This window comes from Subtercola boreus, from assembly GCF_006716115.1.
GTDB classification, from domain to species: domain Bacteria; phylum Actinomycetota; class Actinomycetes; order Actinomycetales; family Microbacteriaceae; genus Subtercola; species Subtercola boreus.
Genome location: NZ_VFOO01000001.1, coordinates 1,747,934 through 1,759,676 on the forward strand (window position 1 = coordinate 1,747,934; position 11,743 = coordinate 1,759,676).

The 11,743-nt window shown below is 70.3% G+C and carries 10 protein-coding genes; 3 read left to right on the forward strand and 7 right to left on the reverse strand.

Annotated elements, in window-relative coordinates; translation table 11 throughout:
- The first annotated feature begins 15 nt into the window (after positions 1-15).
- Positions 16-939: an aminotransferase class IV gene (locus FB464_RS08215; RefSeq protein WP_116414296.1), complete on the forward strand. Its 924-nt coding sequence runs from the start codon at positions 16-18 to the stop codon at positions 937-939.
- A 477-nt stretch (positions 940-1,416) separates the two neighbouring features.
- On the opposite strand, the gene FB464_RS20195 is transcribed toward FB464_RS08215, so the two are convergent.
- The 4 genes from FB464_RS20195 to FB464_RS08235 are packed head-to-tail and all read right to left on the reverse strand — an operon-like array spanning position 1,417 to position 7,645.
- The gene (locus FB464_RS20195; RefSeq protein ID WP_116414295.1) at positions 1,417-3,399 is read right to left on the reverse strand and encodes an amino acid ABC transporter ATP-binding/permease protein; all 1,983 of its coding nucleotides are present in this window, start codon (positions 3,397-3,399) and stop codon (positions 1,417-1,419) included.
- Positions 3,399-5,162, reverse strand: a complete 1,764-nt coding sequence (gene cydD, locus FB464_RS08225) for a thiol reductant ABC exporter subunit CydD (RefSeq protein ID WP_116414294.1) — start codon at positions 5,160-5,162, stop codon at positions 3,399-3,401. The genes FB464_RS20195 and cydD overlap by 1 nt, the downstream gene beginning before the upstream one ends.
- Positions 5,159-6,217: a cytochrome d ubiquinol oxidase subunit II gene (cydB, locus tag FB464_RS08230; protein WP_116414293.1), complete on the reverse strand. Its 1,059-nt coding sequence runs from the start codon at positions 6,215-6,217 to the stop codon at positions 5,159-5,161. Before cydB ends, cydD begins: the two co-directional genes overlap by 4 nt.
- 15 nt (positions 6,218-6,232) lie before the next feature.
- Entirely contained in the window at positions 6,233-7,645 is a 1,413-nt protein-coding gene (locus tag FB464_RS08235) for a cytochrome ubiquinol oxidase subunit I (RefSeq protein WP_116414292.1), read from the reverse strand.
- Positions 7,646-7,757: 112 nt separating this feature from the next.
- On the opposite strand from FB464_RS08235, the gene FB464_RS08240 reads away from it, so the two are divergent.
- Positions 7,758-8,177, forward strand: coding sequence for a BlaI/MecI/CopY family transcriptional regulator (locus tag FB464_RS08240; protein WP_116414291.1), 420 nt, complete (start codon positions 7,758-7,760; stop codon positions 8,175-8,177).
- A 25-nt stretch (positions 8,178-8,202) separates the two neighbouring features.
- Positions 8,203-9,222, forward strand: a complete 1,020-nt coding sequence (locus FB464_RS08245; RefSeq protein WP_116414290.1) for a M56 family metallopeptidase — start codon at positions 8,203-8,205, stop codon at positions 9,220-9,222.
- Between the two features lie 83 nt (positions 9,223-9,305).
- Here FB464_RS08245 and FB464_RS08250 read toward each other — a convergent pair whose 3' ends face one another.
- From FB464_RS08250 to FB464_RS08260, 3 genes are read right to left on the reverse strand one after another with little or no spacing between them, the layout of a single operon-like run.
- Complete coding sequence (locus FB464_RS08250) at positions 9,306-10,238, reverse strand: ABC transporter substrate-binding protein (RefSeq protein WP_116414289.1); 933 nt, start codon at positions 10,236-10,238, stop codon at positions 9,306-9,308.
- 1 nt (position 10,239) lies between these two features.
- Positions 10,240-10,977 carry an ABC transporter permease gene (locus FB464_RS08255; protein ID WP_116414288.1) on the reverse strand — a complete coding sequence of 246 codons (738 nt, stop codon included), beginning with the start codon at positions 10,975-10,977 and terminating at the stop codon, positions 10,240-10,242.
- 4 nt (positions 10,978-10,981) lie between these two features.
- Positions 10,982-11,716: an ABC transporter permease gene (locus FB464_RS08260; RefSeq protein WP_116414287.1), complete on the reverse strand. Its 735-nt coding sequence runs from the start codon at positions 11,714-11,716 to the stop codon at positions 10,982-10,984.
- Positions 11,717-11,743: the final 27 nt, after the last annotated feature.

Genomic DNA, 11,743 nt, shown 5'->3' on the forward strand with positions numbered 1-11,743 from the left:
TAGCGTGAACTGATCATGACTACGTCTGCTGCCGCCGGTCCCGCCGGCTCTGCCGGTTCTCGTCGCTTCCTCTTCCGCGACGGGTCGTTGATCGCGGCTGCTCCGGTGATGGATGCCCGGCGGCACCTCGAGGTCGCAGACTCCTGGCTGGTCGACTCCGGACGGGTGCGGGCCGTCGATCTGCACCGGGAACGGTTCTTCGCCTCGGCAGCAGCAGCGGGATTCATGAACGAGACGCTGCTCGCGGCATTCTGGGACGCGGCGCTCGGGGCGATCCCGCCCGTGCACCGGTGGTTCCCGCGGGTGGAACTCAGCCGGATCGGCGGCGGCGTGCCCGCTGCGGGCGCGGGCGTGAGCGGCGCGAGCGGAGAGGGCGCGGTATCCGCGGGCGTGGCGCGCGGTTCCGGATCGGGCGCGGGCGCGGCGCGGTGGCAGCTGTCGCTGTTGATGCGGCTGGCTCCGCCGCTCACGGCCTCCGCCGTGCTGCGGACCTACGACGGGCCGGAGCCGCGGAGCATCCCGAGCCGGAAGGGCCCCGACCTCGCCACCCTCAACGCCCTGCGCGACGCCGCGCGCGCCGACGGCGTCGACGATCTCGTGCTGCTCGGGCCGGGCGGCGCGGTCGTCGACGGAACCACCACCGCGCTGCTCTGGTGGCGGGGCGACACGCTGTGCGCGCCGGCCGCCGACCTCGTGCGGGTGGACAGTGTCACCGCGAAATCCGTGCGCGTGCTGGCCGCGGCGCTCGGTGTCACCGTCTCGGAGGAGCGTGCCGCGCCCGCCGACCTCGCCGGCACAGAGGTCTGGGCCGTGAATGCGCTGCACGGGATCCGCGTGGTGACGGCGTGGCGCGGCGGGCCTGCGGTCGCGGCGGTTGCCGGTCGCGCGGCGCTCTGGCAGCGGCGGATCGGGGCGCTCGCGCGCCCCCTCGCGGGCTGACCCGCGCTGCCGCGCCGCTGCACCGGCCGCACCGCGTGCCGAACAGCCGGCCGCACTGCGCCGTCGGTCGCAGACCGGCGTGGTGGACTCGCGGAGCCGTCAGACGGACGAGGCTGAGGAAGCATGCCGCTCTCTGGCACGTCGCGCGGGCTGAGGTTCGCCCGTTCGTCGCGACCGGGTGGGATGGTGCGGAGGCTGAGCTCGCAGCGGCGCGGGTGACGTCGCGCTGCCGCCGAGTCACACGATCCGGGCCGTCTTCCCACCCGGGAGGAGCTGAGCCGATCCGAAGCGAATACGACGCCGGATCGGCTCAGCTCCTCCCGAATGGCTGGGGTGGAGGCGGGTGTCGGCGGCGGGGCGGAACAGGAGCCGGCGGCGGCGGGACGAGCGCGGCGGCGGCGGGGCGGCGTCAGCGGCGGGACGAGCGCGGCGGCGGGGCGGCGTCAGCGGCGGGACGAGCGCGGCGGCGGGGCGGCGTCAGCCGAGGCGGAGGCGCCGCGTCACGAGGTCGGGTGGGACATCCGTGTGCGAGATCAGCACGATGCTGCGTCCGGGGCCGGCGGCGGCTAGCAGGTCGCCAAGGAGGGCGTCGGCTCGGGCGGGATCGACGTTGGCGGTCGGCTCGTCGAGCACGACGACCGGAAAGTCGGCCAGAAGCACGCGCGCGAGCGCGATCCGCTGGGCCTCGCCGCCCGAGACGAGGGCACCGTGCTGGCCGAGCGCTGCGTCGAGTCCGCCACGGTCGACGGCCCAGGTGGTGAGCCCGACGCGGTCGAGCACGGTGAGGAGCTCATCGTCGGACGCCGCCTCCCTGGCGAACAGCAGGTTCTGCCGCAGGTTGGCGTCGAAGATGTACGGCGACTGCTCGCAGAGTCCGATCATCTGGCGCACGGCCTCGGGGGCGAGCGTGCGCACGTCGACCCCGTCGATCGTGAACGAGCCGCTGTGCTCGAGGAACCGCACGAGCACCGCGGCGAGCGTCGTCTTACCGCTGCCGCTCGGGCCCGTGACGAGCAGCCGCTCCCCCGGCCGGATCGTGACGCTCACGTCGCGGAGCGCCGCCGCCGCACCATCGGGAGCGGTAGCGGCGACTGTCGCAGACGGGGTGGCCGAAGTGGCCTGGGTGGCCTGGGTGGACTGGGTGGCTCGCGTGGACGGGGCAACGAGTTGCGGCCACCGCGCCGACACGCGGTCGAGTCGGATGACCGGCACGGCGCGCACGCCGCCCGCCGTGTCGCCCTCTGCACCGGTCGCGTCGGCACCTCGGGCGGAGGCGGGAAGCGAAGGCGCCGAGGTGGTGGCAGTGGAGGACCACTTCTCGGGAGCGGGAGGGGCGGCCCGGGGTACGGCACCGGGCAGGGCGGCCGGGGTCTCGGCGGCCGGCAGGGCGGCCGAGGTCTCGGCGGCCCGCAGGCCGTCACGGGGGGCGGCGGCCGGGAGCTCGGGCGGCAGGGCGTCGGGCAGGGCGGCCGCGACGCGGGCGGCGCTGGCGTGCACCTGGCGCCAGGCCCCCGCCGCGAGGGGGACGGCCGCGAAGACCTCGAACACCGCAATCGGCACCAGCGCGAGCACGGCGAGCACCGGGCCGGTGAGGACCGAGCCGGAGGTGCCGCTGAAGAGGCCGGAGGTATCCGCACCGGTGCTGCCCGCGATGACGGCGGCGCCGAGCGCGGGGATGCCCACGACGAGGGCCGCGACCGTGGCCAGGCCCGCGAGGAGGGAGACCACCGCGGCGGTGGCTCCGGCACCGGCGGCACGGCTGGTGGCCGACCGGGTGAGCCGCGCGTCGGTCTGTTCGAGGCGGGCGAGCCGGTCATCCACCGCCCCGAAGGCGACGAGCACGTCGAGGTTGCCGACCAGGTCGAGCGTTTCGTCGGTCAGACGGCCCCGGAGGGGTGCGAGCTCTCGTTCGGCAGATCCGGCGATCCGGGAGTTGACGAACGTGCCAGCCACCAGGGCCAGAAGGAGCGCGACGGCGAGCGTGATTCCGGCGGCAGGCAAGAGCAGCGAGACGCCGACCACCGCGAGCGCCGACACGAGCAGCGACGTCACCAGCGGCTGCACGACGCGGAGCGGGAGGTTCTGCAGCTCATCCACATCGCCCACCAGCCGCGCAAGCAGGTCGCCGCGGCGGGTGCCGGCGAGCCCGGCGGGGGCGAGCGGCACGATGCGCTCGTAGATCGCGACCCGCAGCGACGCCAGGGCGCGGAAGGCCGCACTGTGACCCGCGAGCCGGTCGAGGTAGCGGAAGGATGCCCGGGCCAGCGCGAATCCGCGGACACCCACGATCGCGATCGAGAGGTACAGGATCGGCGGCTGTTCGGCCGCGCGGGCGATCAGGTAGGCGGAGGTGCCGAGAAGCGCCACGGTGGAGAGGGCGCTCAGCAGCCCGAACACGAGCGCCGGGGCGAAGGCGCGCGGTGTGGGCTGCGCGAGCCTCAGAACGTCTGCGGTGCGCATCAGCGTGCCGCCCCGGTGAGCCGTGCGGAGGAGGCGTCGGCGGCGGAGGACGCGTCGGTGACGGTGGTGGCTGAGGTGGCGGGCTCGGTCGACGAGGTTCCGGTGTTGGACGCGGCAGCCGCCGCTGGCGCGGACAGCTCCAGCACGAGGTCGGCGGCGCGCCGGAACGCGGGCCGGTGCGACACCACGAGCACCGCGGCGCCCTCGCTGGCCGCGACCGAGCGGAGCGCCGCGATCAGCCGTTCCTCGGTCCCCGCGTCGAGCGCGGAGCTCGGCTCGTCGAGCAGCAGCACGCCGCAGCGGCGTTCGAGCAGTCGGTACAGGGCACGGGCGACTGCCACGCGCTGCGCCTGGCCGCCGGAGAGACCCGATCCGTTCACTCCGAGCACCAGGTCGGGGTCGACCTCGGCGGCGGCCGCGAGCGCGAGGGCCCGCGTCACGAGGGCGGGCGATGGATGCTCGCTCCCCAACGCGACGTTCGAGCCGACGGTGCCCGACAGGAGTCCGGGCCGCTGCCCCGCCCAGGCGATCGGGGCCGAGAGAACGGTGCCGGTGTGCGGCACGAACCCGAGCATCGCGGCGAGCACGCTCGACTTCCCCGCCCCACTCGGACCGGACAGCACCGTCAGCGTGCCGGGCCGGAGTTCCGCGGAGAAGTCGCGCACCGCGAACCGCTCCGCGCCCGGCTCGCCGTACCGCACCGAGACGCGCGCCAGCGAGGCGCCGACGAAGGCGCCGACCGGGGCATCGACGCGGGCGCCGACGCGCGTCGCCTCCGATCCCGCCCCGGCCCCCGCCCCGGCACCGGCACCCCCCGCCCCGATCACCTCGAACACCGCATCCGTCGCCGCCACCCCGTCGGCCGCCGCGTGGTAGGCCGCCCCGACCTGCCGGAGCGGCAGGAACGCCTCGGGCGCGAGCATCAGCACGAACAGTCCCACCCCGAGCCCGAGGTCCCCGCCCACCAACCGCAGCCCGACCGCCACGGCGACCAGCGCCACCGAGAGGCTGGCCGCCATCTCGAGCGCGAATCCGCTGAGGAACGACACCCTCAGCACCTTCATGGTGCTCGACCGGTACTCCTCGGTCACGAACCTGATGCGCGCGGCCTGCCGCTTCTCCCGCCCGAAGACCTTCAGCGTCGACAGCCCCTCGACCACGTCGAGGAACCCGGTCGACAGCGCCCCGAGCTTCTCCCACTGCTGTTTCTGCAGCGCCTCGGTCGCCCAGCCGATGAGGATCATGAACACCGGCACCAGCGGCAGCGTCACGAGCACGATGATCCCGCTGGTGACATCGGCGGCGAACAGCACGACCACCAGCACCGGGGTCGCGAGCGCCGTCAGGATCAGCTGCGGAAGGTATTTCGCGAAGTACGTGTCGAGGGCATCCAGACCCGTCGTCGTCATCGTGGTCACATCGACCGTGTTGCGGCCCGCCAGCCAGCCCGGCCCGAGCCTCACCAGCGACGACAGCACGCCGCGCCGGAGCTCGCTCTTCGCCGTCGCCGCCCCGCGCGCCGCGTTCCGTTCCATCAGCCAGACGAGCACCGAGCGCAGCAGCACGACGCCGACCAGCGCAGCGAGCGACGGCAGAAGCGCGCGAAGCCCGGCCCCAGCGATCGCCGCCACCACCAGCGACGACACCAGCCACGCGAACGCGATGATGCACGCGGTCTGGAGCACAGCGAGCACGGCTCCCAGCCCGAAGAACCGGCGGGCGGATGCGGCGTACCTCAGCAGCCGCGGGTCGACCGGTTTCACGCGCTGACCCTGCTCCCGCTGGCGGCCGGCCCTGACGGCTCCGGTTCCCCGGTGATGGATGCCCGGCTGACCCGCTTGCGGAACACCCAGTAGGTGAACGCCTGGTACCCGAGGATGAGCGGCACGAACGCCAGCGCCACCCAGCTCATCAGCGTGAGGGTGTACCCCGACGATGAGGCGTTCGCGATCGTCAGGCTGTTGGCGGGGTCGTTCGTCGCCGGCATGACGTCGGGCACGAGCGAGACGAACAGGCTGAGCACGGCGAACGCGATCGTCGCCGCGAGGAACGTGAACGACCAGCCCTCGGCCTTCCGCTGGTTCGCGAGCCAGCCGGCGACGAGCGTGACGGCTGCGACGGCAGACAGGATGCCCGACCACACCGACCCGAACGAGACCGTCGTCCAGACGAGGAACACGGCGGCGACCACGATGGTCAGCAGGCCCGAACGACCGGCCAGCTGCCGTGCGCGTTCCCGGATGTCTCCACTGGTCTTCAGCGAGACGAACACGACACCGTGCGTGAAGAACAGCAGCAGCGTGGTCAGCCCGCCGAGCACCGCATAGGGCGAGAACAGGTCGAACACGGTTCCGGTGTAGTTGAAGCCCGCGTCGAGCGGAACTCCGCGCACGACGTTCGCGAACACCAGGCCCCAGAGGAAGGCGGGCACGGCCGAGCCGATCACGATCATCCGGTCGAAGCGTCGCTTCCAGGCGATCTCGGGGCGCTGGTGACGGTACTCGAACGAGACCCCGCGGAGGATCAGCGCCAGCAGGATGACCAGGAAGACCAGGTAGAACCCGCTGAACAGGGTCGCGTACCACTCGGGGAACGCGGCGAACATGGCGGCGCCGGCGACGATCACCCAAGTCTCATTGAGGTCCCAGATGGGGCCGATGGTGTTGATCAGCACGCGGCGGTCGGTGTCGTTCGGGCCGCGAACGTCGCGGCCGAGGAAGGGGATCGACATGCCGACGCCGAAGTCGAAGCCGTCGAGCACGAAGTACCCGATGAAGAAGAAGGCCAGCAGGCCGAACCAGAGGGTGGGGAGATCCATGTCAGTTCACCGTTCCTAGTACACAGTCGCTTCGTGCTTCACTTCGCCGGTCTCAGCGTCGGGTTGCGGCGCCTGGTCCGGACCCTTCTGGATGGCCTTCTTGATCAGCCGGAACTCGACCACCGCGAGCGTGCCGTAGACCAGCGTGAACGCGATCAGCGAGATCAGCACCTCGAGACCGGTCGTGTTCGGCGACACCGCGTCCTGGGTCTTCAGCAGGCTGAAGACGATCCACGGCTGCCGGCCCATCTCGGTGAACACCCAGCCCACGATCATCGCGGCCAGCGGGAGCGGCATCGACCAGATGGCGACCTTCCAGATCCAGCGCTTCTTCGGCATCCGGCCCTTGCGGGTGAACCAGAGGCCGCCGACCGCGATCATGACGGCGAGCACGCCGAACGCGATCATGTAGCGGAACGCCCAATAGGTGACCCAGATGGTCGGCGTGTAGTCGCCGGGACCGTACAACTGGGTGTACTGCGCCTGCAGGTCGTTGATGCCCTCGACCGTGCCGTCGAACGTGTGCGTCGAGAGGAACGACAGCAGGTACGGGATCCGGATCGAGAACAGCTCGCTGACTCCGTCGGGCGTGCCCAGGGTGAAGATCGAGAACGAGGCGTTCGCGCCGGTGGAGGTGTTGTAGAGCGCCTCCGCCGCCGCCATCTTCATCGGCTGCGTCTGGACCATCGCGAGGCCCAGCTGGTCGCCGGAGAGGAAGGTCAACGTGCCCGCAATGACCATCATCCAGAGCCCGAACTTCAGGGCCGGGCGCATCGTGTCGAGGTGCTGGTTGCGGGAGAGGTGCCAGGCGGCGGCGCAGACGATCAGCGCTGCCGACACCATGAAGCACGCGAAGATCGTGTGCGGGAACGCCGCCAGGGCGACCTTGTTCGTCAGCAGGGCCCAGATGTCGGTGAGCTCGGCGCGACCCTTGGCCTCGTTGATCTGGTAGCCGACCGGGTTCTGCATGAACGAGTTCGCCGCGATGATGAAGTAGGCACTCAGGATGCTCGCCAGTGCGGTGACCCAGATGGTCGCGAGGTGGAGCTTCTTCGGCAGGCGGTCCCAACCGAAGATCCACAGGCCGATGAACGTCGCTTCGAGGAAGAACGCGAGCAGCCCTTCGAGGGCGAGCGGGGCGCCGAAGACGTCGCCGACGAAGCGGGAGTAGTCCGACCAGTTCATGCCGAACTGGAACTCCTGCACGATGCCGGTGACCGTGCCCATGGCGAAGTTGATCAGGAAGATCTTGCCGAAGAACTTCGTGATCTGGAGGTACTTCAGGTGACCCGTGCGCACCCAGGCGGTCTGGAAGATCGCGACTGTCAGGGCCAGTCCGATCGTGAGCGGCACGAACAGGAAGTGATAGATCGTGGTGAGCCCGAACTGCCAGCGGGAGAGCAGCAGCGGGTCGAGCAGGTCGTTCACGAGTCCTCCACGGGAATGTTCTACGGCTTGTAGAAATGCTTCTTCTACAGAGTGTAGAACTGTTTTTCTACCTCGCGTAGAACATGCAGGAAAAAGGCGCTAATCTAGTGCCATGGCAACACTTGGCGACCTCGAGCGCTCGATCATGGAGCGACTCTGGCAGAGCGACGCCCCGGTGTCGGCAGCCGAGCTCCGCGACGAACTCGCACACAAGACGAGCGCAGGCAAAGACCTCGCGCTCACCACGATGCTCACGGTGCTCTCCCGCCTCGAACGGAAGGGTTTTGTCGACCGCGACCGCAAGGTCCGTCCGCACCTCTACTTCGCCGTAACCAGCCGCGCCGACCACACCGCCGAGCTTCTGCAACAGGTGCTCGGCGCGGAGCCCGACCGCGAAGCCGCCCTCGCCCGGTTCGTCGGGCAGGTCAGCCCGCAGGAGGCCGACACGCTCCGCCAGCTGCTGGAGAAGCGCGCCGGTGCGGCTGCGACATCCACCGCCCCCGGCGGAACGACGCCCGCACAGGCCGACTGACAGCCCCGACGGCTACGCTGGGCGCGTGCTTTTCGCCTCCCTGACCCTTGCCGCGCTCGCGGTCATTCTGGCGTGGCCGGTTCCGGTGCTGCTCGCCCGGGCTCATTGGCCCACCCGGTCCCCGGGGGTCGCCCTGCTGCTCTGGCAGGCGATCGCCCTCTCCGGTGGTCTGTCGATGATCGGCTCGCTCGTCACGTTCGGGCTGATCCCGTTCAGCAGCGGTCTGTTCAGCGGGCTCTCAGACCTGCCCCCGCTCGCCTTCACCGGCACCCTGCCACCCGGCGCGGGCCTCATCCATCTCTTCGCGCTGTCGAGCGCGGCACTGCTGCTCGCCCACCTGCTGCTGAACCTGGCCGTCACCGTCACGCGCACCGAACGGCAACGGCGCCGGCACCGTTCCCTGGTCGACCTGCTGAGCACCCCCCTGCTCGGCCAGCCGGGCACGCTCATCCTCGAATCCCCCGCACCCGTCGCCTACTGCCTGCCCGGCGCGCGCACGGTCACCGTGCTCTCCGAAGGCCTCGTGTCGCTGCTCGATTCCGACCAGCTGGAGGCGGTGATCGCCCACGAACGGGCGCACCTCCGCCAGCAGCACCACGTTCTGCTCGTCGCGTTCGAGTCCTGGCGGAGCGCTCTGCCCTGGTTTCCCATCGCCACCCGGGCGCAGGTCGCCGTCTCGCTGCTCGTCGAGATGCTGGCCGATGACCAGAGCCGCCGACTGACCGACAACACGACCCTCGCCGAAGCCATCGCGCTGGTGGGGTCGGCGGAGACGCAGAACATCGTGAGGCGCGGCCCGGCGTCGGTGTCGGTCGTGGATGCACCGGCCTACGCCGTGCGCGCCGACAAAGTCGGCACGGCGACGGAGTTCGGCGAAGACGTGCAGCACGACGCCCGGTTCCGAACCTCCGTCGACCCCGTGGTCGTCAGGGTGCGACGGCTGCTGCACCCGCAGAGCCAGCTGTCGCTGCCGGCCCGCACGGGCATCTTGAGCCTCGCCGCCCTGCTTCTCGCCCTGCCGGCGGCGCTCCTCCTCACCGCCTAGAACGCAGACTCAGCGCCTGACGCAGAGAAAGCCGGCCGACGTTCCGAGAGGAACAGCCGGCCGGCTCTCGGTGGTACCAGCTGCTAGAACAGGTTCTTGCTGGCGAGCCACTCCTTGGCGATGTCCGCCGACGATTTCTTGTCGTTGACACTCTCGCCGTTCATTGAGACGAGGTCTGCCGTCGTGAGCGCGGCGTCCACCTTGTTGATCACGTCAGTGACGTCCGGGGTGGCCGCGTCCTTGTTGATCAGGGGCACGATGTTCGACGCGAGGAACAGGCTCTTCGGGTCGGTCAGCGTGACCAGGTCGTTCGCACCGATGCTCGGGTCGGCGCTGTAGATGTTCGCGACCTGGATGTCGTTGTCGAGCAGGGCCTTCAGCGTCAGCGGGCCGGCCGAGTCGTCGATCGGGGTGAAGCCGACCGTCACGTTGTAGGTGCTGAGCAGTCCGGGAGGGCCGTAGGGGCGGGTCGCGAGCTCAGCGTTGCCGCCGAGGGTCACGTTCGCGACCTTCGCGAGGTCGGCGATGCTCGTCACACCGTTGGCCTCGGAGAACGCCTTCGTGACGTTGTAGGAGTCCTGGTCAGCCGCCTCCGACTGGTCGAGGACCTCGAGGTTCGCCGGCACAGCGGTCTTCAGCGCGGCGTAGACGTCGGTGGCCGAGACGGCCGTCGTCGCCTTGTCGTAGAACTGCAGCAGGTTGCCCGAGTACTCGGGGAACAGGGTGACCTCACCGCTCGCCAGGGCCGGCAGGTAGGCGTCACGCTGGCCGATGTTGAACTTGCGGGTCACGGTCTGGCCATTGGCCTCGAGCGCCTGGGCGTAGATCTCGGCGATGATCTCGTTCGAGTAGTACGCCTGCGAACCGATGACGATGGTGCCCGCCGCGGCCGATCCGGTCGATGTGGAGCCCAGCGGGCTGCTGCTGCCCGATGAACACCCTGCCAGTGCGACTGCCGCACTGACCGCGATGACGCCGATGGCGGCGACACGGCCTTTCTTCAATGCTGTGAACATGCTATTTCCCTTCTTGGATGGGGGATCCCACCACCGCTCGCGGTCTGGCTGACCGTGAGCGGACATCTGTGACCTGGCCCGCGGTGACACCGCGTGGCACGAACAACCTCTGCAGCAGCGCAAAAATGCCCTCGAGCACCAGCGCCAGCGCCGTCACGACGATCGATGCGCCGATCAGCTCCGAATAGTCTCGGGTCTTGAGCCCCTCGTTGATGAAGACGCCGAGCGCACCCCCACTGGCGAAGTAGGCGAGCGTGGCGGTCGCGACGACCTGCAGCACACCCGATCGGATGCCGCCGATCAGCAGTGGCAGACCGAGCGGCAGTTCGACGTTGGTCAGCACCTGCCATTCGGTCATCCCCTGCGCGCGGGCCGCGTCGACCGTGCGCCTGTCGACGGCCTCGACGCCAGCGTAGGCACCCGAGAGGAGCGACGGGATGGCGAGGATGACGAACGTCAGCAGGGGCGCCTTGAACCCGATCCCGATGCCGAGCGCGAAGATGATCAGGAGGCCGAGGCTCGGGAGCGCGCGGAGGCCACCGGAGGAGAGCACCGCGATGTCGCGGCCCCGGCCGGTGTGCCCGATCCAGAGGCCGAGCGGAATGGCGATGATCGCAGCGATCGCGACGGCACCGAAGGTGTACGAGAGCTGCTCGGCGATGCGCACCCAGATGCCGCCGGGGCCGTTGAGGTGCGCGGGATCGAAGATCCAGGCGAAACCGTTCAGAAAGAGATCCATGTCGTCACCGCCCCGCCATCGAAGGATCGTTCACCGTGGGGCCGCCCGCAGACGGCCCGGCGATCGCGGTCTCGACGGTCTTCCGCCGGGCCCGCCTCGCCGTCGGGTCCGCTTTCGCCCAGGGCAGCAGGAGGCGACCGATGAGCACCAGCAGGAGGTCGAAGACCACGGCGATCACCAGCGTGGCCACGATTCCGCTCGCCACCTCTTCGATGATGTTCCGCTGCAGGCCGTTCAGGAACAGGTAGCCGAGACTCGACACCCCGATGACAGACCCGATGCTCACCAGGCTGACGGTGCTGACGGAGACCACGCGGAGCCCGGCGAGCAGCACGGGGCCGGCGAGCGGGAACTCCACCCGCCAGAAGCGCTGCCAGCCCGAGTAGCCCATGGCGGTGGCCGCCTGGCGGACTCCCGCGTCGACGGCGGCCAGTGCATCCGCCACGGAGCGCACCATCAGGGCGACGGCGTAGATCGTGAGGCCGACGACGACATTGACGGGGTCGAGGATGCCCGTGCCGAGGATGGCGGGAAGGGCGATGAACAGCGGCAGCGACGGCACCGTGTAGAGCAGCCCGCTGATCGTGAGCAGAACGCCGCGCGAGGCGTGGAAACGGTTGGCAACCCAGCCGATCGGTATCGAGATGAGGAATCCCACGATGATCGGGGGCACGGCCAGCGCGATGTGGTCGAGCGTGAGGCTCCAGATGAGCCCGAAGTTGTTGAAGACCCAGTTCATCGGCTCAGGGCCCTCTTCAGCGCTGCC